The 23,234-nt window shown below is 58.9% G+C and carries 22 protein-coding genes and 1 pseudogene; 15 read left to right on the top strand and 8 right to left on the bottom strand.

Going from position 1 to position 23,234, the window contains the following annotated elements:
* Positions 1-263 precede the first annotated feature (263 nt).
* The 3 genes and pseudogenes from ettA (at position 264) to gdhA (ending at position 5,189) form a co-directional block, all read left to right on the top strand.
* Positions 264-1,928 (top strand): energy-dependent translational throttle protein EttA, encoded by a 1,665-nt coding sequence (ettA, locus tag PLD_RS00335; protein WP_011063569.1) that lies wholly within the window; start codon positions 264-266, stop codon positions 1,926-1,928.
* A 114-nt stretch (positions 1,929-2,042) separates the two neighbouring features.
* Positions 2,043-3,474: pseudogene (locus tag PLD_RS00330) on the top strand (IS1182 family transposase).
* A gap of 377 nt (positions 3,475-3,851) precedes the next feature.
* Complete coding sequence (gene gdhA / locus PLD_RS00325) at positions 3,852-5,189, top strand: NADP-specific glutamate dehydrogenase (protein ID WP_159888829.1); 1,338 nt, start codon at positions 3,852-3,854, stop codon at positions 5,187-5,189.
* Between the two features lie 6 nt (positions 5,190-5,195).
* Here gdhA and PLD_RS00320 read toward each other — a convergent pair whose 3' ends face one another.
* The 4 genes from PLD_RS00320 to PLD_RS00305 all read right to left on the bottom strand — a co-directional run bounded on the left by PLD_RS00320 (position 5,196) and on the right by PLD_RS00305 (position 8,659).
* The gene (locus PLD_RS00320; protein WP_159888828.1) at positions 5,196-5,690 is read right to left on the bottom strand and encodes a GreA/GreB family elongation factor; all 495 of its coding nucleotides are present in this window, start codon (positions 5,688-5,690) and stop codon (positions 5,196-5,198) included.
* A gap of 72 nt (positions 5,691-5,762) precedes the next feature.
* Entirely contained in the window at positions 5,763-6,119 is a 357-nt protein-coding gene (locus tag PLD_RS00315; RefSeq protein ID WP_159888827.1) for a hypothetical protein, read from the bottom strand.
* 105 nt (positions 6,120-6,224) lie between these two features.
* The gene (locus PLD_RS00310) at positions 6,225-8,078 is read right to left on the bottom strand and encodes a DUF4105 domain-containing protein (RefSeq protein WP_159888826.1); all 1,854 of its coding nucleotides are present in this window, start codon (positions 8,076-8,078) and stop codon (positions 6,225-6,227) included.
* A 92-nt stretch (positions 8,079-8,170) separates the two neighbouring features.
* The gene (locus PLD_RS00305; protein WP_159888825.1) at positions 8,171-8,659 is read right to left on the bottom strand and encodes a DUF3015 domain-containing protein; all 489 of its coding nucleotides are present in this window, start codon (positions 8,657-8,659) and stop codon (positions 8,171-8,173) included.
* 261 nt (positions 8,660-8,920) lie between these two features.
* Between PLD_RS00305 and PLD_RS00300 the strand changes: the two genes are divergently transcribed.
* From PLD_RS00300 to PLD_RS00280, 5 genes are all read left to right on the top strand, one after another.
* Positions 8,921-11,359 carry a Lon protease family protein gene (locus PLD_RS00300; RefSeq protein WP_159888823.1) on the top strand — a complete coding sequence of 813 codons (2,439 nt, stop codon included), beginning with the start codon at positions 8,921-8,923 and terminating at the stop codon, positions 11,357-11,359.
* A gap of 214 nt (positions 11,360-11,573) precedes the next feature.
* A complete protein-coding gene (locus PLD_RS00295; RefSeq protein WP_159888822.1) occupies positions 11,574-11,903 on the top strand; it encodes a hypothetical protein in 330 nt (109 codons plus the stop codon).
* A gap of 389 nt (positions 11,904-12,292) precedes the next feature.
* Positions 12,293-12,781: a TIGR00645 family protein gene (locus PLD_RS00290; RefSeq protein WP_159888821.1), complete on the top strand. Its 489-nt coding sequence runs from the start codon at positions 12,293-12,295 to the stop codon at positions 12,779-12,781.
* Positions 12,782-12,913: 132 nt separating this feature from the next.
* Positions 12,914-13,219 carry a DUF6482 family protein gene (locus PLD_RS00285; RefSeq protein WP_159888820.1) on the top strand — a complete coding sequence of 102 codons (306 nt, stop codon included), beginning with the start codon at positions 12,914-12,916 and terminating at the stop codon, positions 13,217-13,219.
* Between the two features lie 127 nt (positions 13,220-13,346).
* Positions 13,347-13,964 (top strand): FKBP-type peptidyl-prolyl cis-trans isomerase, encoded by a 618-nt coding sequence (locus tag PLD_RS00280; protein WP_007924751.1) that lies wholly within the window; start codon positions 13,347-13,349, stop codon positions 13,962-13,964.
* An 88-nt stretch (positions 13,965-14,052) separates the two neighbouring features.
* Here PLD_RS00280 and PLD_RS00275 read toward each other — a convergent pair whose 3' ends face one another.
* From PLD_RS00275 to PLD_RS00265, 3 genes are all read right to left on the bottom strand, one after another.
* Positions 14,053-14,322, bottom strand: coding sequence for a hypothetical protein (locus PLD_RS00275; protein WP_015637094.1), 270 nt, complete (start codon positions 14,320-14,322; stop codon positions 14,053-14,055).
* Between the two features lie 199 nt (positions 14,323-14,521).
* Positions 14,522-14,863, bottom strand: a complete 342-nt coding sequence (locus PLD_RS00270; RefSeq protein ID WP_016967028.1) for a zinc ribbon domain-containing protein YjdM — start codon at positions 14,861-14,863, stop codon at positions 14,522-14,524.
* A 120-nt stretch (positions 14,864-14,983) separates the two neighbouring features.
* Positions 14,984-15,952 (bottom strand): polyprenyl synthetase family protein, encoded by a 969-nt coding sequence (locus tag PLD_RS00265; RefSeq protein ID WP_159888819.1) that lies wholly within the window; start codon positions 15,950-15,952, stop codon positions 14,984-14,986.
* A 263-nt stretch (positions 15,953-16,215) separates the two neighbouring features.
* On the opposite strand from PLD_RS00265, the gene rplU reads away from it, so the two are divergent.
* The 5 genes from rplU to PLD_RS00240 all read left to right on the top strand — a co-directional run bounded on the left by rplU (position 16,216) and on the right by PLD_RS00240 (position 19,975).
* On the top strand, positions 16,216-16,527 hold the full coding sequence (gene rplU / locus PLD_RS00260; RefSeq protein WP_003228361.1) for a 50S ribosomal protein L21: 312 nt from the start codon (positions 16,216-16,218) through the stop codon (positions 16,525-16,527).
* Positions 16,528-16,562: 35 nt separating this feature from the next.
* Positions 16,563-16,820, top strand: a complete 258-nt coding sequence (rpmA, locus tag PLD_RS00255) for a 50S ribosomal protein L27 (protein WP_003228360.1) — start codon at positions 16,563-16,565, stop codon at positions 16,818-16,820.
* Positions 16,821-17,015: 195 nt separating this feature from the next.
* On the top strand, positions 17,016-18,239 hold the full coding sequence (gene cgtA, locus PLD_RS00250) for an Obg family GTPase CgtA (RefSeq protein WP_159888817.1): 1,224 nt from the start codon (positions 17,016-17,018) through the stop codon (positions 18,237-18,239).
* 136 nt (positions 18,240-18,375) lie between these two features.
* Complete coding sequence (gene proB, locus PLD_RS00245; RefSeq protein WP_159888816.1) at positions 18,376-19,494, top strand: glutamate 5-kinase; 1,119 nt, start codon at positions 18,376-18,378, stop codon at positions 19,492-19,494.
* Between the two features lie 19 nt (positions 19,495-19,513).
* On the top strand, positions 19,514-19,975 hold the full coding sequence (locus PLD_RS00240; protein WP_159888814.1) for a CreA family protein: 462 nt from the start codon (positions 19,514-19,516) through the stop codon (positions 19,973-19,975).
* A gap of 108 nt (positions 19,976-20,083) precedes the next feature.
* On the opposite strand, the gene rpsT is transcribed toward PLD_RS00240, so the two are convergent.
* Positions 20,084-20,362 (bottom strand): 30S ribosomal protein S20, encoded by a 279-nt coding sequence (rpsT, locus tag PLD_RS00235; protein ID WP_003215870.1) that lies wholly within the window; start codon positions 20,360-20,362, stop codon positions 20,084-20,086.
* A 252-nt stretch (positions 20,363-20,614) separates the two neighbouring features.
* On the opposite strand from rpsT, the gene murJ reads away from it, so the two are divergent.
* Positions 20,615-22,153, top strand: a complete 1,539-nt coding sequence (murJ, locus tag PLD_RS00230; protein WP_159888813.1) for a murein biosynthesis integral membrane protein MurJ — start codon at positions 20,615-20,617, stop codon at positions 22,151-22,153.
* Between the two features lie 129 nt (positions 22,154-22,282).
* Positions 22,283-23,227, top strand: a complete 945-nt coding sequence (ribF, locus tag PLD_RS00225; protein ID WP_178116096.1) for a bifunctional riboflavin kinase/FAD synthetase — start codon at positions 22,283-22,285, stop codon at positions 23,225-23,227.
* Positions 23,228-23,234: the final 7 nt, after the last annotated feature.

Here is a 23,234-nt window from a genome sequence, read left to right as displayed (position 1 = left end):
GGCTGGGCTGGCGCGACGTGCACTATAAGCCGGACGCCCGAAGGGCGGCTAGCATGCCTTGAGTTGTGGCAAAGTGCCAGTCCCGTCTGGCTGGACCTGGATCGTGCATTGAGGTAGTTTTGCCGGTTACGCGGGAGCGTTCCAGCTCCGAACAATCAGGCTTTTTCCGCCCGCCGGTATTGATCACGGTCAATGCCGGCGCAGCGCATGGCCTGGCACGGGCCTGGCCCGTTCTATTCACAGTCACTGACGCTAGGTTCACCATGGCTCAATACGTCTTCACCATGCATCGGCTGGGCAAAGTTGTTCCGCCGAAGCGGGAAATCCTGAAAAACATCTCCCTGTCTTTTTTTCCCGGCGCCAAGATCGGCGTACTGGGCCTCAACGGTTCGGGCAAGTCCACGCTGCTGAAAATCATGGCTGGCGTCGATACCGAGTTCGAAGGCGAAGCCCGTCCGATGCCGGACCTGAACATCGGCTATCTGCCTCAGGAACCCCAGCTTGACCCAGCCAAGACCGTGCGTGAAGTGGTCGAGGAAGCGGTCAGCGTGATCAAGGATGCCCAGGCGCGCCTGGACGAAGTCTACGCCGCTTACGCCGAGCCAGACGCCGACTTCGACAAACTGGCTGCCGAGCAGGCCAAGCTGGAGGCCATCCTGCAGGCCAGTGATGGTCACAACCTGGAGCGTCAGCTGGAAGTGGCCGCCGACGCCCTGCGCCTGCCAGCCTGGGACGCCAAGGTCGAGCACTTGTCGGGTGGTGAAAAGCGTCGCGTGGCCCTGTGCCGCCTGCTGCTGTCCGCCCCCGACATGCTGCTGCTGGACGAACCGACCAACCACTTGGACGCCGACTCCGTGGCCTGGCTGGAGCATTTCCTGCACGACTTCCCGGGCACTGTGGTCGCGATCACGCACGACCGTTACTTCCTCGACAACGTCGCCGGCTGGATTCTCGAACTCGACCGCGGCGCGGGCATTCCTTACGAGGGCAACTATTCGGGTTGGCTGGAAGCCAAGTCCGACCGTCTGGCCCAGGAATCCAAGCAGCAGTCGGCCCATGAAAAGGCCATGAAGGAAGAGCTGGAGTGGGTGCGCAAAGGCGCCAAGGCCCGCCAGTCGAAATCCAAGGCTCGCCTGCAGCGCTTCGAGGAAATGCAGTCCCAGGAATTCCAGAAGCGCAGTGAAACCAACGAGATCTACATCCCGGCCGGTCCGCGCCTGGGCGACAAGGTCATCGAGTTCAAGAACGTCACCAAGGGCTACGGCGATCGCGTGTTGATCGACAACCTGTCGTTCAGCATGCCCAAAGGCGCCATCGTTGGCGTGATTGGTGGTAACGGGGCCGGTAAGTCGACGCTGTTCCGCATGTTGATGGGCAAGGAAACGCCTGATTCGGGCAGCATCGAGATCGGTGAAACCGTGCAACTGGCCTGCGTTGATCAGAGCCGCGAGGACCTGGACGGCAGCAAGACCGTGTTCCAGCAGATCTCCGATGGTTCTGACCAGATCCGCATCGGCAACTACGAGATCCCGTCGCGCACTTACGTCGGTCGTTTCAACTTCAAGGGCGGCGACCAGCAGAAGTTCGTCAAGGACCTGTCCGGTGGTGAGCGTGGTCGTCTGCACCTGGCCCTGACCCTGAAAGAGGGCGGCAACGTCCTGTTGCTCGACGAACCGTCCAACGACCTCGACGTTGAAACCCTGCGTTCCCTGGAAGAAGCCCTGCTGGACTTCCCGGGCGCCGCCATTGTGATCTCTCACGATCGGTGGTTCCTGGACCGGGTGGCCACTCACATCCTGGCGTACGAGGACGACTCCCAAGCCGTGTTCTTCGAAGGCAACTACACCGAGTACGAAGCCGATCGCAAGAAGCGCCTGGGCGAAGCCGCAGCGCAACCGCACCGCGTGCGGCACAAGAAGCTGGCCTGACCGGCTCGCTGCTTGAAACAAACGGAGCCTTGGCAGACTGTGTGAAAACCTAGCAATCTGTCCGGCCCTTTATAGAGAATGCTCCGTATCGAAAGATACGGAGCATTTTTCGTTATGGCCTACATACAAGGAGAGTCCCGTAGCCAGACCAGCCTTGTTCCCGGTCTCGCTGGAGGAGCTGATCCCTGAAGATCACCTCGTACGGGTCATCGACCTGTATGTCGCCAAGCTCGATCTGGGCCAGCTCGGTTTTGAGAACGCTCAGCCCAAGGCCACTGGGCGCCCTGCTTACGACCCCGCCGATCAGCTCTATCTCTGTGGCTATGGCTATGGCTATGGCTATTTTCAGCGCATTCGCTCGTGGCGGCGCCTGGAAGCTGAGTGCCAGCGCAACATCGAAGTGATGTGGTTGATCAACCGGCTTAAACCCGACTTCAAGACCATCGCCGACTTTCGCAAGAACAACAAAGTAGCTTTCGTTACGACGTGCCGAGCTTTTGTGCAGTTCTGCCGATCCGTCGGCTTGATTGCGGGTGATCTGGTTGCGATCGACGGCAGTAAGTTTCAGGCAGTCGCTTCCTCGCGACGCCACCTGAATTTGAATCAGCTCAAGCGTCAGGAGGAGACGCTGGATAAGCGGATCGCCCAATACCTGGCTGACCTGGATGCCGCTGATAAAGCAGAGGGCGAGCAAGTGGTCGATCGCACTGCGATCAAGGCGGCACTGGCGAAGCTTGAGGCCAAGCAGCAAGACAACCGTAGTTGCCAAGCTTTGATGAAGTCGATGGGGCTGGAGCAATTCAACACGCACGAAAGCGATGCCCGAATGATGCGCACGCCAAAGGGGGCGCGTGTTGCCTATAACGTGCAAACAGCCGTGGACGCAGGGCACGGTCTGATTTTGCACCATGAGGTGACGCAAGATGGTGACGACCGCAAACAGCTTGAACCCATAGCTAAAGCTGCCAAGGCCGAACTGGGGCAGGACACGCTGACCGTGACAGCCGATATGGGCTACTCAAATGGTCAGCAATTCCAGGCGTGCGAGGAGGCCTCCATTACCGTGTACGTGCCGCCAAACAGAACTTCGAACCCTGGCGGAGAGACATTATTCGAGCGCCAGGACTTTAGCTATGACGCTGAAGAGGATCGATACCAGTGCGCGGCAGGTCAATGGCTAACCCTGAAGCAGCGTTACAAAGGCGACCGGATCTACCAGGCGGCAGTCAGCGACTGCGCTGGATGTGCGCTGAAAGCCCAATGTACAACGGCTCAGCGCCGCTATGTCTCACGTCACGCACAAGAGGAAGCCTTTGAGCGTATGGCACAGCGGATGCAACTGCATCCAGAGATGATGGAGCGACGCAGATCCATCGTGGAGCCCCCGTTTGGCAATCTCAAACAATGGCTATTTGGGAACGGGCGGTTCTTGCTACGACAACTTGAAGGCACGAAAGCTGAAATGGCCCTGGCTGTGACCGCGTACAACCTCAAGCGGGCGCTCAGTGTCCTGGGAGCCAGGAAAATGATGCAACTGATGGGCTGAAGAGCCTTTTTCAGCACAAAAACAAACGCGCCGAACAAGTCGGGGCGTTTGGTCTAAGGCCTGTCAGTGTGTTTTCACACGGTCTGTTAGGGCTCCGTTTTTTGTTCGTCGGCAAGCCGGTCCCTACAAAAAAACGGCCGTTGCGCTGCGCGTCGACTGGCCGGTGAAGCGTTTTCTATGGCTCCCCAAAAACGTGCAAGCTCTGCAATTCTTGCCACTAAACCAGTGCACAAAACCCCTGAAAATCGTCGTCACTTATATTTATTGCACCATTTAAATTCAGATCTGCGACATTTTGCGCTGTCACGGTGCGGGTTGAATTGTTAAAGTCCCGGGCAAATCTCCCCTTAACGACAATAAATTTGCCGAGACTTTCCATGATCGAATCCGTCGAAGAATTCCTCGCCCGCCTGAAAAAGCGCGACCCGGACCAACCTGAATTTCACCAGGCGGTGGAAGAAGTACTGCGCAGTCTCTGGCCGTTTCTCGAAGCCAACCCGCACTATTTAAGCTCTGGCGTTCTTGAGCGGATCTGCGAGCCTGAGCGCACTGTGGTGTTTCGGGTGTCCTGGGTCGACGATCAAGGCAAGGTAAGGGTCAATCGCGGCTTCCGCATCCAGATGAACAGTGCGATCGGTCCCTACAAAGGTGGCCTGCGCTTCCATCCGTCGGTCAACATGGGCGTGCTGAAATTCCTCGCCTTCGAGCAAACCTTCAAGAACTCTCTGACCTCCTTGCCCATGGGCGGCGGCAAGGGCGGCTCGGACTTCAACCCCAAAGGCAAGAGTGACGCTGAGGTGATGCGCTTTTGCCAGGCGTTCATGACCGAGCTGTACCGGCATATCGGTGCCGATGTAGATGTGCCAGCAGGCGATATCGGTGTTGGCGCCCGGGAAATCGGTTTCCTGTTTGGGCAATACAAGCGTCTGAGCAACCAGTTCACGTCGGTGTTCACCGGCAAGGGCATCAGCTACGGCGGCAGCCTGATCCGCCCTGAAGCTACCGGGTTTGGTTGCGTGTACTTCGCCGAGGAAATGCTCAAGCGTCGCGGCGACCGGGTCGAAGGCAAGCGCGTGGCGATTTCCGGTTCCGGCAACGTCGCGCAATATGCGGCTCGCAAGGTCATGGACCTGGGGGGCAAGGTGATCTCCCTGTCTGACTCCGAAGGCACCTTGTACTGCGAGTCCGGCCTGAGCGAAGAACAGTGGCTGGCGGTGCTGGAATTGAAGAACGTCAAGCGTGGCCGGATCAGCGAGCTGGCGAGCCAGTTTGGCCTGGAGTTCCGTGCCGGCAAGACACCGTGGAGCCTGGCCTGCGATATCGCCCTGCCGTGTGCCACGCAGAACGAGCTGGACGTGGAGGGGGCCCAGGCGCTGCTGCGCAATGGCTGCATCTGTGTCGCCGAAGGCGCCAACATGCCGACGACCCTGGAAGCTGTGGATATCTTTATCGACGCCGGTATTCTCTTCGCCCCGGGCAAGGCCTCCAACGCTGGCGGCGTCGCGGTGAGCGGGCTGGAGATGTCGCAGAACGCCATGCGCCTGTTGTGGACTGCGGGCGAAGTGGACAGCAAGCTGCACAACATCATGCAGTCGATCCACCATGCCTGCGTGCATTACGGCGAAGAGAACGGTCGGATCAATTACGTCAAAGGGGCGAATATTGCCGGCTTCGTCAAAGTTGCCGATGCGATGCTCGCCCAAGGCGTGGTGTGAGTGGTTTCAGGCCGGTTCGATACGGATGACTTCGATCATCTGGTCGCCCACCGGCCGCTGCCACAGGACTTCGTCACCCGGTTGTGCTCCCAGCAAGGCACGACCCAGTGGCGAGGCCCAGTTGATCAAGCCCTTGGCCGCATCCGCTTGATCCTCCCCGACCAACTGCATGCTGTGCTGTTGATCCTGTTCATCGACGAAGGTCACCCGGCTGCCGATCTGCACCTTGTCGCGGGAGGTGGCGGCCGTCACTACCTGCGCGCTGTGCAGTCGCGAAGAGAAGTAGCGCAGGTCCCGTTCCAGCTCCGCCACCCGTTGCGGGTCGGCCTCATCGCCCAACTCGGCTTGCTCCGCGTGCTGGTTGTGCAGTTGCGCGACCTTGGCCTGCAACTCGGAAAAACCAAGCGGCGTGACGTAATTGGGTTGAGCGCTGATCTGACGCTCCACGGGTTGCTCGGCCTGGGCGGCGGCCTGATCTTCGTTGACGAAAGCGCGGCTCATGGTGGTTCTCCTTGAAGGGAGGGAGGGTCCATGGTTGCAGGCTTTTAACCTGGGCGGTTACCTGAAAACGACCTACTGCGAACGATAGGCCCGGGCCGCGTCGCGATCCTTTTCCTGCTGCCAGGCGCGCTCGCGTTCGTCCCAATGCCGGTTCCGGTCGTTGTTGCGGTCCCGGTTCTCCAGCATGGCCTGGCATTGTCGGAAGCCATCGCTCCAGCCCTCGGCGTATTGCGGGTCTTTGAGGTAGCGTGCAACGTTCTTGCGAAATTCCCCGCTGATCGACCCCGCCGCCTGACGACCGCTGACGCAGCCGTCATCGAAACCATCGGCAAATGCCGGCGGATAGCCTTGCTTGAGCAAGTACTCGTGGTTCGATTCACAACCACCGATCAGTGCCAGCGCCAGCACTGCCCAACCATAACGCCACATCCAGGGACTCCCAGGCTTCGCATGAGTGAAGTCTAGAAGGTGGATTGTCGGTGCCGCGTGAAAACCTTGTCGCTTGAAGCTCGCTGCTGCCGTTAGCTGCTGCCGTTAATAGTGATACCACTTGAGTTCAAGCATGACTTCGCTGACGGGACTGGCCAGTTGGCTGAACTCCCGTTGTGCGCTAAGCCGCAGGCCCAGGTTGCGCGAAAACTCCCATTGTTGGTTGAGGCTCAGGCTGCGCCTGACTTCACCGTTGGTGAAGTAGTCGCCCTTGGCCTCGAGGCTGAAATTGCCCAGTGGGTTTCTCCATAGCAACCCGGAGTTGAAGCCCGCGGCCGGGGCAAAAAAACCGGCAAAGTCGGCGTTATGCTCGACACGCACCGTACCCAGGATAAAGCCCAGGGTGTCCTCGCCCAACTGCCAGGTGCCACCGGCCCCGCCGTTGACGTGACTGACCAGGGTTTCATCGTCGTGCTTGCCCGGTACCCGTTCCAGGCCGCCAGTGACCTGCCAGGACCAGGGTTGCAGCAGTTCGTTACGTGGGGTCAGGGAGCGGATGGTCGCCAGGTCCAGCTGTTGCAGTTGCCATTGATTGCCTTCGTATTGGCGCAGCTTCATCTGCAGGATTTCGATCTGCGCCCCCAGGGGGAACCCTTCGGCGTTGTCGTTGAGATCGTGATAGGCCATGCGCAGGCCATACTCGGCGAATGCCTTGTCGTCGCGGGTGCCGACGCCCAGTTGCCAGGTGCGTGACTGGTGGCCGTTTTCCGGCAATCCCGGACGTTCGATCTGCAGTGTCGGCGCGGGGTTCTGGTTGATCGCCCGTAGCAGTTCGAAGCTGCGCTGGGAGCGCTCGGTGTCGCGCTCCAGGCCATTGGCCCGGTAACGTTCAAGACGGTACGCCGCGTCAACGATCAAGGCCTGGCGATCACCGGCCAGGGCCTTGAACTGTGCGTTCTGCAGTTGTTTCTGGTCGGCGCTGACCTTGAGTACCCATTGCTGTTCTTCGGGGTCCAGAGGTTGGGCGCGACTGAGCAGCTCGCGTTCTCGGGATGGGCGGTAGTCGATCCGTTCCACCAAGCCTGCGTCCTTGACCGCCTTGACGGTGTCGGTGGGGATCGCTGTCAGGGGGAATTGTCCGGTCAGACGCAGGCTGGGCCGGGCGACTTGCAGCAGTTCCAACAGGCGATAAGAGCAGTTTTCGTCGAAGAAGAAGTAGTCGAACTTGATCTGCTTCAGTTCCCAGACGTGCTCCACCATGCGTTCGGTTTCAGCTTGCGTGAGGTTCAGCCGGTATTCCCACAGGTCGCGGTTTTCCAGGCTGCGGTACTCCGAGAGTTTTTCCTGATAGGGCACCAGGGCGAACAGGCCCGGATAGCCGCCCATCAAGCCTTTCCAGGCATACAGGATGCTGTTGTCGGAGCCTTCGATATAAGCGCCGAAATTAATGGCGTAGCTCAGCAGTGCGGTGTGATTGCTTTGTACGTCGGCCTGGTCGATGCGCAGCAGGGTGTGACCGAACATCGACGATGGGCTGTTCAGGTACGCCGCCGGGAAGATCATCACCGTGCTGTGGGGCGAAACATCCTTGAACCACTGCTTGAATTCGCGGCATTCGACCTGCGGCAAATCGTTCAGGCCCAGTTGAGCCTTGAGCCAGCGGGTACGCGCCGGGTAGACGCATTGGGCATGTCGCTCGCCGGCACTGGTCGGGGCATAGAGTGCATCGAGGGTTGCGGTCAACTCAGCGTCGGGCTGATGGGCGCCATCGCTGGCGAGGAAAAACTTCGGATCGCTGACGTAGCTGCGCCAGCCGCCTAACTTGGCGGTTTCATAGTGACCGATGGAAAGCCAGAACGGATCGTTGGCCAGTTGCTGCAAACGTTGGGGATCGATAGGGGGCGCAGCGTACAGCGGGGCGCAGACACAGAGCGCCAGATAGGCAAGGCGTTTGAGCATGGTGGGCAACTTAAGTCGGAAATACAAAGACCCAAGATGGGCAAGGTCGAGAGAATAAAACCCGCTCCCCGAGGGGAACGGGCGGATCGAGCTTAAGCGGGAGTGGCGTATTTCGCCAGGCGCGCATCGTTCTTCAACACGGCCAGGGTATTGGTGTGCACATCTTCAGCGGTCACGTCAGCCTTGCTGAAGATCTGCTGGAAGTGTTCGTGGGTGACCGCTGCAAAGTGTTCACGGTCTTCAGGTGCTACCCCCAGGACTACGGCGTAGGTGGTCAGGGCTTCGCCTTGACCTTTGGCCATGTCTTCGGAGAGCTCGTTCATCATGCCGTTCATGGCGAACCAGGATTTACCGCCATAAGTCAGCGAGGCATTGGTGGAGCAGCCGTTGGTGCCGGAGGTCATGCCGAAGGTTGCGTTGCCAGAGGTGCCGTTGGTGGTGGATGCCAGGAAGTGCGCTGGGGTGCCACGCTGGCCTTCAAACAGCATGTTGCCCCAGCCGCAATCCGGACCACCGGGCGCCTGAGCCATGGCGTTGAGGGATACAGCGGTGAAAAGAGTACCGAGAAGGATCCGTTTCATAGCGTTGTTCTCTTTGTGTGCATACCAATGGACAGGAAGACTGGCCCGAGTCGGCACCAGTGGGCCGGTTATCTATCCAGCCGCGCAGTTTGGAGTTTAGGCACGTTCCATGGGTTCCGTATTTTTTTACAAGCCGGTTTTACTCCGCTAGGTGGGGGGGCGCCTGGTTTGTCTACGCTTTCCCCTGAGGCGCGCCTTGCCAGCCGGGCATACCCGGCGCCAGAATGCCGCCATCTGCCCCGCCTGATGTAAGGAAGCCCGATGCCTGATCCTGTTGCTGCCAGCTTGCGTCTAGCGCCTGATGCGCTGACACGTCCTTTCTCTGCTGAACAGTTCAGCTTCTCGACCACCAATGATTTGGAGCCCTTTCGCGGTGTGCTAGGCCAGGAACGTGCGGTTGAGGCCCTGCAGTTTGGCGTGGCCATGCCGCGTCCCGGTTACAACGTATTTGTCATGGGCGAGCCGGGTACTGGCCGCTTTTCTTTCGTCAAGCGCTACCTGAAAGCCGAAGGCAAGCGCCTGCAAACCCCGTCCGACTGGGTCTACGTCAACAACTTCGACGAGCCTCGCGAGCCCCGTGCGCTGGAGCTGCCGGCCGGTGCTGCGGGTCATTTCATCACCGATATCAATGCGCTGATCGATAACCTGCTGGCGACCTTTCCGGCGGTCTTCGAACATCCCTCCTACCAGCAGAAGAAGAGCGCTATCGATCGCGCCTTCAACCAGCGTTACGACCGCGCCCTGGATGTGATTGAACGCCTGGCCCTGGAAAAGGGCGTGGCGCTGTACCGTGACAGCAGCAATATCGCCTTTACCCCGATGTTCGAAGGCAAGGCGCTGGATGAGGCCGAATTCGCACAACTGCCCGAGTCTGATCGTGAGCGCTTTCACGAGGACATTTCCGCCCTGGAAGAGCGGCTCAACGAGGAGTTGGCGAGCCTGCCGCAGTGGAAGCGCGAATCCAACAATCAACTGCGTCAGCTCAATGAAGAAACCATCACGCTCGCCTTGCAGCCATTGCTCGCCCCTCTGTCCGAGAAATATGCCGAGAACGCCGGTGTCTGCGGTTACTTGCAGGCCATGCAGGTGTACCTGCTGAAGACCGTGGTCGAGCAACTGGTGGACGACAGCAAGACCGATGCCGCGGCCCGCAAGCTGCTGGAAGAACAGTACTGCCCAAGCCTGGTGGTGGGCCACCCGGCCAGTGGCGGCGCGCCGGTGGTGTTCGAGCCGCATCCGACCTACGACAACCTGTTCGGCCGGATCGAGTACAGCACCGATCAGGGCGCGCTCTACACCACGTATCGGCAACTGCGTCCAGGGGCCTTGCACCGGGCCAATGGTGGCTTCCTGATTCTGGAAGCCGAGAAAATGCTCAGCGAGCCCTTTGTCTGGGACGCCCTCAAGCGTGCCTTGCAGTCGCGCAAGCTGAAGATGGAGTCGCCTCTGGGCGAGATGGGCCGTCTGGCCACAGTGACCCTGACGCCGGAGATGATCCCGCTGCAGGTCAAGGTCGTCATCATTGGCGCGCGCCAGCTTTACTACACGCTGCAGGACCTGGATCCAGACTTCCAGGAGATGTTCCGGGTGCTGGTGGACTTCGACGAAGACATTCCGATGGTGGATGAAAGCCTGGAGCAGTTTGCCCAGTTGCTGAAAACCCGTACCTCGGAGGAGGGGATGGCGCCGCTGACCGCTGATGCGGTGGCGCGTCTGGCTACCTACAGTGCGCGACTGGCGGAACACCAGGGGCGTCTGTCGGCGCGGATCGGTGACTTGTTCCAGTTGGTCAGCGAGGCGGACTTCATCCGGCACCTGGCGTCGGACGAGATGACCGACGCGGGGCACATCGAGCGTGCGCTCAAGGCCAAGGCCACCCGCACCGGTCGGGTATCGGCGCGAATCCTGGATGACATGCTGGCCGGCATTATCCTGATCGACACCGACGGCGCTGCCGTGGGCAAGTGCAACGGCCTGACGGTACTGGAAGTGGGGGATTCGGCGTTCGGCGTGCCGGCGCGGATTTCCGCCACGGTCTATCCCGGAGGCAGCGGTATCGTCGACATCGAGCGAGAGGTCAATCTGGGCCAGCCGATTCACTCCAAGGGGGTGATGATCCTCACGGGTTACCTGGGCAGTCGTTATGCCCAGGAATTCCCTCTGGCAATTTCCGCGAGCATTGCCCTGGAGCAGTCCTACGGTTATGTGGACGGTGACAGTGCTTCGCTGGGTGAGGCCTGCACGCTGATTTCGGCATTGTCGAAAACGCCGCTCAAGCAGTGTTTTGCGATCACCGGCTCGATCAATCAGTTCGGTGAAGTGCAGGCGGTGGGCGGGGTCAACGAGAAGATTGAAGGTTTCTTCCGCCTGTGCGAAGCCCGTGGGTTGACGGGAGAGCAAGGGGCGATCATTCCTCAGGCCAACGTTGCCACCTTGATGCTCGATGAGAAGGTGCTGCAGGCGGTGCGTGCCGGGCAGTTCCACGTCTACGCCGTGCGTCAGGCCGATGAAGCCCTGAGTCTGCTGGTGGGGGAGCCAGCCGGTGAGCCGGATGCCGAAGGACAGTTTCCCGAGGGCAGCGTTAACGCCCGGGTGGTGGAACGTCTGCGAGTGATTGCCGAGATGATCAGCGAAGAGGATCTGAAAGAGGCGGAAAAGGAACAGGCGCAAGAGGCGCTGACAGAAACTAAACCGGCTTGAGTTTTGCCAATAGCGGGGGCCCTGGCCCTCGCTGTTGGGTGTCAGTGAGCCGGCGCCAATTTTTAAAAGTAGACCATTCAGCGCTTGTTGGTGGGGGCAACTTTGTTTCTCGAGCTTTTCTTCTATTCTCAGGGCAAGGAGAACGACAGACGTCGCGGGATCGAAACAGCCTCCTACTGAAGGCTGAATAGTGGATTTACCGAGGGTCGCCGCCATGTTGCGCAACCTTTGCCTCACTCGCCAATGCCTTGGCCTGGTCACCCGTATCGAATGCAGCGTCCGCCCACTGGCGGGGGACAACGGTATGTGGACCCTTCTCTTCGCCGCCGGAATGGCCGGTGAACAACCTTCAGCCGTCAAGTCCCAGGGACCGTTCTGTGGCCCGGTGGCCGCAGAGTCGATCCTTGACTCGATTGTCGAAAGCCTGACCACTCACGGCTATCAACTGGCCGATGATCCGCAGATCTGGTGCCTGCATCTGCAAGCCCAACTGCGTCAGATCAACGGTGAGCGGGTGCACAGCACCGGTCACTTTCAGTACTGATTCCGATCAGAGGGTGAGCGCGGGGCCAGCTTCGTCGAGTCTGACCTCGAAACCGTGTTCGACGGTGTTCAGCGCTCTGCGCTCGTGGCTCTGCAATGGGCTGGGCTGGCCATAGAAATCGTGCGCATTGAACAACGCGGGCCGTGGCTCGGGGGCTGCGGCTACCGACAGAGTCTCTTTTCAGGTACTGAGCGCTGTCGTCCTTGGCATAGACGCGCTTTGGGGTGAGCGCCAGTCCTTCGGCAAAGGGGGAGGCCAGGGGCAAATCGTCCGCGTTGTTCCGGTTGCGAGGAGCTGTCGTCCCCGCGAGTCGGGCGCTTGCCTTTGGTTTATGGGCGTTTGGCACGCTGATATACTCGCCGCCGTTTTTTATCCGAGTGCGAGATTCAATGGAACGTTTTATCGAAAATACGATGTATGCCTCGCGCTGGCTGCTGGCGCCGATCTACTTCGGTTTGTCCCTGGGTCTACTGGCGCTGGCACTGAAGTTCTTCCAGGAAGTCTTTCACGTTATCCCCAATGTGTTTTCCATGGCCGAGTCCGACCTGATCCTGGTCCTGCTGTCGTTGATTGACATGGCGCTGGTGGGCGGCTTGCTGGTGATGGTGATGATTTCCGGCTACGAGAACTTTGTGTCTCAACTGGACATCGATGAGGACAAGGAGAAGCTCAGCTGGCTGGGAAAAATGGACTCCTCGTCACTGAAGATGAAGGTGGCGGCGTCGATCGTGGCGATCTCATCGATTCACTTGTTGCGGGTGTTCATGGACGCTAAGAACACCCCTACCGAATACCTGTTGTGGTATGTGGTGATTCACATGACCTTTGTGCTGTCGGCGTTTGCCATGGGTTACCTGGACAAACTGACCAAACATTGATGCGCCTTGCGGGTTGAATGATTGCCGCCCGCCGTTGCGAAACGGACGGGCGGCGTTGCTTGTGTCTTGTGCTTTTCTCGGACTAGGAATATCCCTTTAGGGGGCGCTGGTTCTAACGCATAAGGTGCACGTATGAATCTGCAGGAAATGAATGCTCACGCCATTGCCGGAAAAGTCGACGAACTGAATCTGATTTCCCTGGAAGGCGGAATCTATCTGCTTGAGGCCCGAATGCACGGCGCGGCTTATCCCTTGAGCGATGCCCAGGGGCAGATGTTTCACCTGCGTTCGGTGGAGCATGCCCGTGAGGTGCTGCAATCCTTTCCCAAGCTGCCATTCCATCTGATTCACACCTCGGTGCATGACGAGATGTGTGGTTTGTCCGCCAGTGCCGAAGAAAGCCTGAAAGTGCCGATCACCATGCACTCCAGCTGGTAGTGCCGGGGTTGCGCTGATTATCGCCGAACTTCTGTGCTAGTCTGCTCGCCCTTTTGATTCCGGGCGCTCCGGAAGGCGCTGTGTTGCTACGGCCTTTCCCGGGCCGTTCGCACAGCGGAGCAGTGTCATGTCCGAAGTAAATCTGTCCACCGACGAAACCCGCGTCAGCTACGGTATTGGCCGTCAGCTGGGTGACCAACTGCGCGACAACCCGCCACCGGGTGTCAGCCTGGACGCGATCCTGGCCGGTCTGACCGACGCATTCGCCGGTAAGCCAAGCCGTGTGGGCCAGGAAGAGATGTCCGCCAGCTTCAAAGTCATCCGCGAAATCATGCAGGCTGAAGCCGCCGCCAAAGCCGAAGCGGCTGCCGGTGCCGGCCTGGCATTCCTGGCGGAAAACGCTAAGCGCGAAGGTATTACCACGCTGGCTTCGGGCCTGCAGTTTGAAGTGCTGACTCAGGGCGAGGGCGCCAAGCCTTCCCGTGAAGACAGCGTGCGTACTCACTACCACGGCACCCTGATCGACGGCACTGTGTTCGACAGCTCCTACGAGCGCGGTCAGCCGGCTGAATTCCCGGTTGGCGGCGTGATCGCAGGCTGGACCGAAGCACTGCAGCTGATGAATGCCGGTAGCAAATGGCGTCTGTATGTGCCGAGCGAACTGGCCTACGGCGCGCAGGGCGTGGGCAGCATTCCACCGCACAGTGTTCTGGTGTTCGACGTCGAGTTGCTGGACGTTCTGTAACCCGTAAGGAGCCAGCGGGCTCGCGAAGTACATATTGCGTTCGCGGTTTGTCATCGCCAGTCCGCTTGCCCCTTGATCGGTTTTGCTTTCATAGACGGATCTTTGCGCTCAGGCTTTGGCCATCGGTGCCGGTCGGCCGCAAGGCTCTGGCGTAGCAGAACAAAAACAAGTTGCGCACCAACTCCTTGAGCACCAGCGGTTCGCTGGAGCTCAGACCGTTCAGGTCGAGATCTCCCTGGTCCTGCAGCTCGTTCAGGGCTTCTTCTTCCAATACGGCGCAGACTTCCCCGGTTTCCCTATGCAGGATTCGCAGGTAAGGGTGTGGGCGGTCCAGCCAGGCATCAATCAAATAAGTCATGGTCGTCATCTCCTTGAATAGGGGTTCAATGAGAATAATTCTTATTCAATGAATAGCAAGTGCCTATTGGCGGATTCTGCTTTTTTCTGTGTGGAAATTGTTTTCGATCAAATCGGCTGGCTTTTTGCTAGCCAGTGTTTGGATCAGGCGGGGCGGGAGGTGCAGACCCTCTCGCGGCGGGCGCGAGAGGGTGCAGGCGTCAGACCTTGCGGACGAACTCGGATTTGAGTTTCATCGGGCCGATGCCATCGATCTTGCAGTCGATATCGTGGTCGCCATCGCACAGGCGGATGTTCTTGACCTTGGTGCCAACCTTGACCACCAGCGACGTGCCCTTGACCTTGAGGTCCTTGATCACGGTGATGGTGTCGCCGTCTTGCAGCACGTTGCCGACGGAGTCTTTTTTCACGGCTTCATCGGATGCGGCTTCGGCTTCGCCGCTGGCGGACCACTCGTGGGCGCACTCAGGGCAGATCAGCTGGGTGCCGTCCTCGTAGGTGTATTCGGAATTGCATTTTGGGCAGGGTGGCAAAGTGCTCACTTAAGCTCCTCAAAGTCAGGATGGCTAAAAGTCGCACATTGTATAGGGTTTTGTTGGGCAGGTGGCGGCGAGGCGCGTTGTCGGCAAAACGGCTCCTGCAGTCAGCAGGAGCCGGAGCGTTTAGTGGGTGCGAGCGACGGCGAATTCGCTCAGCTCAACCAGAGCATCACGGTATTCGCTGGGTGGCAGGGCTTCCAGGCAGGTGATGGCGCGAGCGACATAGTCGCGTGCCAGTTGCGCGGTGTACTCCAGGGAGCCTGAAGCTTCAACCGCGGCGCGGATGCTTTCCAGGTCTTCGATACCGCCTTTCTGGATGGCCTGGCGAACCAGTGCAGCCTGTTCCGCAGTGCCTTCGCGCATGGTGTAGATCAGCGGCAGGGTAGGCTTGCCTTCGGCCAGATCGTCACCGACGTTCTTGCCCAGGGTCTCGGCGTCGCCACGGTAGTCCAGCAGGTCGTCCACCAGTTGGAAGGCCACGCCCAGATGATCACCAAAGGTGCGCAGGGCCTCGGCCTGTTCCGGCGTCGCGCCGGCCAGGGCGGCGGCGCTGTGGGTCGAGGCCTCGAAGAGCATCGCAGTTTTGCCGCGAATGACTTCCATGTAGGTTTCTTCGGTGGTGCTGGCATCACGTACTTTGGACAGCTGCAGGACTTCGCCTTCAGCGATGATTCGTGTGGCCTGGGACAGGATGCGCATAACTTGCATCGAGCCCAGTTCAACCATCATTTCGAAGGAGCGCGAATACAGGAAGTCGCCCACTAGCACGCTGGGCGCATTGCCCCACATGGCGTTGGCGGTGGAGCGGCCCCGGCGCATGCCGGACATGTCCACCACGTCGTCGTGCAGCAGGGTGGCGGTGTGCAGAAACTCGATGGTGGCGGCCAGCAGGCGCAGGTCGTCGCCTTCGCGCCCCAGTGCCTTGCCGCATAGCAACACCAGCAGCGGGCGCAGGCGCTTGCCTCCAGCCGAGGTGATGTAGTCGCCGATTTTCGAAACCAGCGGCACTCGGGAAGTCAACTGTTTCTTGATGATGCCGTCGACGGCGCTAAAGTCGTCCGCCACCGCGCGGTAGAAAGCTTGGGGTTGCATCAGCGACAGGTGCTCCAGAAGGGTTGCGCGGCATGCTAGGACCCGCGTCCGCAGGTGTCAAGGCGCGGCCCCGGCGGGACTCTGCGCCGCCTGAACGGCACTTGCATCGCTATTGTGCCTTGCGTACAATCGCGCACCCTGAACTTCCTGGGCAGCACCTGCCTTACGCAATTGCACTTGGGCCGTTCCAGCCCCATGCAGCCATGCCAGCCAATACCTCTTCTTATAAAGAGCTGGGTGAGCAGGATTATCGGAGAAATACCATGTACGCAGTAATCGTTACCGGCGGTAAGCAATACAAGGTCGCTGAAGGTGAATACCTGAAGATCGAAAAACTGGAAGTCGCTACTGGCGAATCCGTGACTTTTGACCGCGTTCTGTTGGTCGCCAACGGCGACGACGTGAACATCGGTGCACCTGTTGTTGCTGGCGCAACCGTCAAGGCTGAAGTGATCTCCCAAGGTCGTCACGATAAAGTCCGCATCATCAAGTTCCGTCGCCGTAAGCACCACATGAAGCGTATGGGCCACCGCCAGTGGTTCACCGAGATCAAAATCACCGGTATTCAGGCTTAATTTCAGCCTAATTCCTCACTAGGAGAATTGAACTCATGGCACACAAAAAAGCTGGTGGTAGTACCCGTAACGGTCGCGACTCAGAAGCCAAACGCCTTGGCGTGAAGATGTATGGCGGCCAGGTCATCAAGGCCGGCAACATCATCGTGCGTCAGCGCGGCACCCAATTCCACGCTGGTTACGGCGTTGGCATGGGTAAAGATCACACCCTCTTCGCGAAAATCGAAGGCGTGATCAAGTTTGAAGTAAAAGGCGCCTTTGGTCGTCGTTACGTGAGCGTCGTCGCAGCTTAATTGCGCGGTCGCTGGAAAAGCCCTGTCTCGCGACGGGGCTTTTTCGTTTGTGGGATGAGTCTCTTGCAAAACTGTTTGTACGAGCTGCCAGCGTTGGATGTTTCGGTCGTTGATTGAGGTCGCTGCGCTCATTTTTGCAAGAGTCTTATGTCTTAGTGTTTTTCAGCTCGCCCATGCGGTGAGAGGCGTTTGAACATGAAGTTTGTTGATGAAGTTTCGATTCGAGTAAAAGCTGGCGACGGTGGTAATGGCTGCATGAGTTTCCGTCGGGAAAAGTTCATTGAAAACGGTGGTCCCAATGGGGGGGATGGGGGCGATGGCGGCTCGATCTATATGATCGCTGACGAGAACCTCAATACCTTGGTGGACTACCGTTACACTCGGCACTTCGATGCTGAGCGCGGTTCCAACGGCGGCAGCACCGACTGCACCGGCAAGAAGGGTGAAGATCTGGAGCTGCGGGTTCCGGTTGGCACCACCATCATTGATGCCAGCACTCAGGAGGTCATTGGTGATCTGACCAAGGCAGGGCAGCGTTTGATGGTGGTGCAGGGTGGCTGGCACGGTCTGGGTAACACCCGGTTCAAATCCAGTACCAACCGTGCGCCGCGTCAGACCACGCCAGGTAAGCCGGGCGAGCAGCGTGACCTCAAGCTGGAGCTTAAAGTGCTGGCGGACGTTGGGTTGCTGGGCTTGCCGAATGCGGGCAAAAGCACCTTTATCCGTTCGGTTTCTGCGGCCAAGCCGAAAGTGGCTGATTACCCGTTTACGACCCTGGTGCCGAATCTGGGGGTGGTCAGTGTTGATCGCTGGAAGAGCTTTGTGGTTGCCGATATTCCGGGGCTGATCGAAGGTGCTTCCGATGGTGCGGGTCTGGGGATTCGCTTCCTCAAGCACTTGGCGCGCACGCGCATCCTGCTGCACCTGGTGGACATGGCGCCGTTGGATGAAAGCAGTCCAGCGGACGCAGCGGAAGTCATTGTCAATGAGCTGGTCAAGTTCAGTCCGTCTCTGGCGGAGCGTGAGCGTTGGCTGGTGTTGAACAAAAGTGACCAGATCCTTGAGGAGGAGCGCGAAGAGCGCGTCAAGGAGATCGTTGATCGCCTGGAGTGGACTGGTCCGGTGTACGTGATTTCGGCCATTTCCAAGGACGGCACCGAGCGCCTGAGCCGCGACATCATGCGTTATCTGGAAGATCGTGCTGATCGTCTGGCGGCCGACCCGGCCTATGCTGACGAACTGGCCGAGCTGGATCAGCGCATCGAAGATGAGGCGCGCGCCCAGTTGCAGGCGCTGGACGATCAGCGCGCCCTGCGTCGCAGTGGTGTGAAGAGTGTCCATGACATCGGCGACGATGACTGGGATGAGGAGGATGTGGATGATGAGGATGGACCGGAAATCATTTACGTCCGCGACTGATTCGTTGCAGTAAACTACAAGCGCCGCTCAATGAGCGGCGTTTTAGTATCTGGAAAACTCGCAGTTCAAGAAACGTAGCCAGGAATAACGTTATGGGCGCGCTCGGTCGCGCGTCCTCAAGCCAGGGTTGAATAAGATGCGGAGCAAGGTGACGGGGGCGCAACGCTGGGTCGTGAAGATCGGCAGTGCACTGCTGACGGCGGATGGCAAGGGGCTGGATCGCGCGGCGATGGGTGTGTGGGTCGAGCAGATGGTGGCCTTGCATGAGGCGGGGGTCGAGTTGGTATTGGTTTCCTCTGGTGCTGTGGCGGCGGGTATGAGTCGTTTGGGGTGGACCGCACGACCGAGTGCGATGCATGAATTGCAGGCGGCCGCAGCCATTGGCCAGATGGGTTTGGTGCAGGCTTGGGAGTCGAGCTTTGCTGAGCATGACCGGCACACTGCGCAGATCCTTTTGACGCATGACGACCTGTCGGATCGCAAGCGTTACCTTAATGCGCGCAGTACGTTGCGGGCGCTGGTGGAGCTCAAGGTGATCCCGGTGATCAATGAGAACGACACCGTGGTGACCGATGAGATCCGTTTCGGTGATAACGATACTCTGGCGGCGCTGGTGGCCAATCTGGTGGAGGCCGACTTGTTGGTGATTCTGACCGATCGCGACGGTATGTTCGATGCTGATCCGCGTAACAATCCCAATGCTCAGTTGATATATGAAGCGCGGGCTGATGATCCGGCGCTGGATGCGGTGGCCGGTGGCACGGGTGGTGCGTTGGGGCGTGGCGGCATGCAGACCAAGCTGCGAGCGGCGCGCCTGGCGGCGCGTTCCGGGGCGCATACGATTATTGTCGGCGGGCGTCTGGAGCGGGTGTTGGATCGCCTGAAGGCAGGCGAGCGCATTGGTACTTTGCTGTCGCCGGAGCGTGGCATGTTGGCGGCTCGCAAGCAGTGGCTGGCTGGGCATTTGCAGACGCGAGGCACTTTGGTGCTGGATGCTGGTGCGGTGTCAGCCTTGTCACAGGGCAACAAAAGCTTGTTGCCGGTGGGTGTCAAGCAGGTCCAGGGGGGGTTCCGGCGGGGCGAGATGGTGGTGTGCGTGGCTCCGGATGGGCGTGAGATCGCTCGTGGGTTGGCCAACTACAGTGCCCTTGAGGCGCAGAAGATCATCGGTCAGTCCTCTGATGCGATTGTCAGTGTGCTGGGTTATATGGCTGAGCCGGAGCTCGTTCACCGCGACAATCTGATTCTGGTGTAAGTGGCTTAAGGAAAAACGAATGCGTTTAGTGAAAGGGTTGTTGGGTTTGCTTGTTGCGATGCCGATGATGGTGTCGGCCGAGGAGATCGGCCAGGTGTCCACGGTATTCAAGTTTGTCGGGCCGAACGACCGCATTGTGGTCGAGGCTTTCGACGACCCCAAGGTTAGTGGCGTGACCTGTTATCTGTCTCGGGCCAAGACGGGTGGTCTCAAGGGTGGGCTGGGTTTGGCGGAAGATCGTGCCGAGGCCTCCATTGCTTGTCGTCAGGTGGGGCCGATTGAGTTCAAGAGTGAGCTCAAGGATGGTGATGAGGTGTTCAAGGAGCGCACGTCGTTGGTGTTCAAGACCATGCAGGTGGTGCGTTTTCTTGATAAGAGGCGCAACACCTTGGTGTATCTGGTCTATAGCGATCGCTTGATCGAGGGGAGTCCGCAGAATGCGGTAACGGCTATTCCGATTCTGCCTTGGCCGCACCAGTAATGTGCTGAGCATCGGCGAGCTGGTGTCTGTTGAGGCTGGCTTGTCGAGGTGTAAATCGCAGGCAATAAAAAACCGACCCTTGGGTCGGTTTTTTAACAAGCGTGTCGCTTAGGCTGCAGCAGCAAGGTTCAGCGCCTTGATGTGGCCATTCAGACGACCTTTATGGCGAGCAGCTTTGTTCTTGTGGATGATGCCTTTATCGGCCATGCGGTCGATAACTGGCACGGCCAGAACATAAGCAGCTTGCGCTTTTTCAGCGTCTTTGGCGTCGATGGCTTTAACTACATTCTTGATGTAGGTACGAACCATGGAACGCAGGCTGGCGTTGTGGCTGCGACGCTTCTCAGCCTGTTTTGCACGTTTTTTGGCGGAAGGTGTGTTGGCCACCGTCGAGCTCCTCGAAAGACTTTTTGGGAAATAGCAAACAAAATAGGCCGCGAATCATGCCGATGAGTTGAAGTCTTGTCAAGGGCAGGTGATGCGTTCCGCTGAGTGGTCGATCTGAAGAGGCGGGATATTTATTTCCGGCGCTTGACCTGTAAACTCGCGAGCTTTGGCTCTGTGCTGTTGCGGCGCGGAGTATCGCATAAGTGGGTGTCTGTTCGCCTGCTGTTTATCTACAAGGCGCAAAACCTTTTCATGAACCTGCTCAAATCGTTGGCTGCCGTTAGCTCCATCACCATGCTTTCCCGGGTGTTGGGGTTTGTGCGTGACACCATCATCGCGCGCACTTTCGGTGCTGGAATGGCCACGGATGCCTTCTTCATTGCCTTCAAGTTGCCTAATCTGTTGCGGCGGATCTTTGCTGAAGGTGCGTTCTCTCAGGCCTTTGTGCCGATCCTGGCCGAGTACAAGAGCCAGCAGGGAGAAGAGGCGACGCGTACCTTTATTGCCTATGTCTCAGGCTTGCTGACTCTGGTTCTGGCGCTGGTCACGACCTTGGGTATTCTTTTCGCGCCTTGGGTGATCTGGGCTACGGCTCCGGGGTTCGTCGACTCCCCGGAAAAGTTCGCCCTGACCTCTGACCTGCTGCGGGTGACCTTTCCTTATATATTGCTGATTTCGCTGTCCTCGCTGGCCGGGGCGATTCTCAATACCTGGAACCGATTCTCGGTGCCAGCCTTCGTGCCGACCCTGCTTAACGTCAGCATGATTATCTTTGCACTGTTCCTGACACCGTATTTCGATCCGCCAGTGATGGCGCTGGGATGGGCGGTGCTGGCCGGTGGTCTGGCGCAATTGCTTTATCAGCTGCCGCACCTGAAGAAGGTTGGCATGCTGGTGCTGCCACGTTTGAATCTGCGGGACACCGGCGTCTGGCGCGTGATGAAACAGATGTTGCCGGCAATCCTTGGGGTCTCTGTCAGCCAGATTTCGCTGATCATCAACACTATCTTCGCTTCGTTCCTGGTGGCCGGGTCGGTGTCCTGGATGTACTACGCCGACCGCTTGATGGAGTTGCCGTCCGGCGTGCTGGGGGTGGCGTTGGGCACTATTTTGTTGCCGACTCTGGCCAAGACCTACGCCAGCAAGGATCGCCACGAGTACTCGCGAATTCTCGACTGGGGGCTGCGTTTGTGTTTCATCCTGGTGCTGCCGTGCTCCCTGGCGCTGGGGATCCTTGCCGAGCCGCTGACAGTCTCGCTGTTTCAATACGGTGAATTCAGCGCCTTTGACGCAGCCATGACTCAGCGTGCGCTGGTGGCTTATGCCGTGGGCTTGCTGGGGATTATTGTGATCAAGGTCTTGGCGCCGGGCTTTTATGCCCAGCAAAACATTCGCACGCCGGTGAAAATCGCCATCTTTACGCTGATCGTCACTCAACTGCTCAACCTGGCATTCATCGGGGCCTTGAAGCATGCGGGGCTGGCTTTGGCCATCAGCGTCGGAGCTTGTATCAATGCGGGCTTACTGTTTTATCAACTGCGTAAGCAGGAGATGTTTCAGCCGCAACCGGGCTGGGGGCTGTTTGCGCTGAAGCTGTTGGTGGCGGTGGCGGTGATGTCGGCGGTGCTGCTGGGGTTGATGCAGTTCATGCCCGCCTGGGATCAGGGGCACATGCTCCAGCGCTTCTTGCGTTTAGGGGCTCTGGTGGTGGCTGGCGTGGTGGTGTATTTCGGCATGTTGGCGCTATTGGGTTTCCGTTTGCATCACTTCAATCGCAAAGCCTTGAGCTGACGACATTTTAGTCATCGGCACGGGGCGGACATCGGTTTTGTCGGTTCGATCACTTTGGGTTATGGTGCTGCCTGTCGTCGGCCGCCGGGTGTGGTTATAATCGGCCACTTTATGAGCAAGAAGCGCGTTATGCAGCTGGTTCGAGGCCTCCACAATCTGCGCCCCCAGCATCGGGGCTGCGTCGCCACTATTGGCAACTTTGACGGTGTTCACCGTGGTCACCAGGCCATCCTGGGTCGTCTACGTGAGCGTGCGCTCGAGTTGGGCGTGCCCAGCTGCGTGGTGATTTTCGAGCCGCAGCCTCGGGAGTTCTTCGCTCCGCAAACCGCTCCGGCGCGTTTGGCTCGCCTGCGTGACAAGCTGCAGTTGCTGGCGCAAGAGGGCGTCGATCGAGTGTTGTGTCTGGCCTTCAACCAGCGCCTGAGCAAGCTCAGTGCCAGTGAGTTCGTCGAGCGAATCCTGGTCGACGGCCTGGGGGTGCAGCATTTGGAAGTCGGTGATGACTTCCGTTTCGGTTGTGATCGGCTCGGTGACTTCGAGTTTCTTGAGCAAGCCGGTGCCCGTCGCGGGTTTACCGTCGAGGCTGCACAGACGGTTGAACTGGATGGTTTGCGGGTTAGCAGCACCCAGGTCCGTAACGCCTTGGCTGCGGCCGACTTTGCGTTGGCTGAGCGTCTGCTCGGCCGCCCGTACCGAATTGCCGGGCGGGTCCTGCATGGACAGAAACTGGCGCGCCAGTTGGGTACACCCACTGCCAATGTGCAATTGAAACGCCGTCGCGTGCCGCTTTCCGGGGTGTACCTGGTGAGCGTCGAAATCGACGGCAAGACCTGGCCGGGCGTTGCCAATATTGGTGTCCGCCCCACGGTCGCAGGTGACGGCAAAGCCCACCTTGAAGTTCATCTTTTAGATTTTGCCGGCGATCTGTATGACCGGCGTTTGACGGTGGTTTTCCACCACAAGCTGCGAGAAGAGCAGCGTTTCGCCTCCCTGGAGGCGTTGAAGACGGCGATCAATGCGGATGTTGCCGCCGCCCGTGCCCAAGTGGCACGTATCCATAGCGCCAATCGCTAATGAAGAG

This window comes from Pseudomonas sp. LD120, from assembly GCF_009861525.1.
Lineage (GTDB): Bacteria > Pseudomonadota > Gammaproteobacteria > Pseudomonadales > Pseudomonadaceae > Aquipseudomonas.
This window is presented reverse-complemented; position numbering and strand designations above follow the sequence as displayed.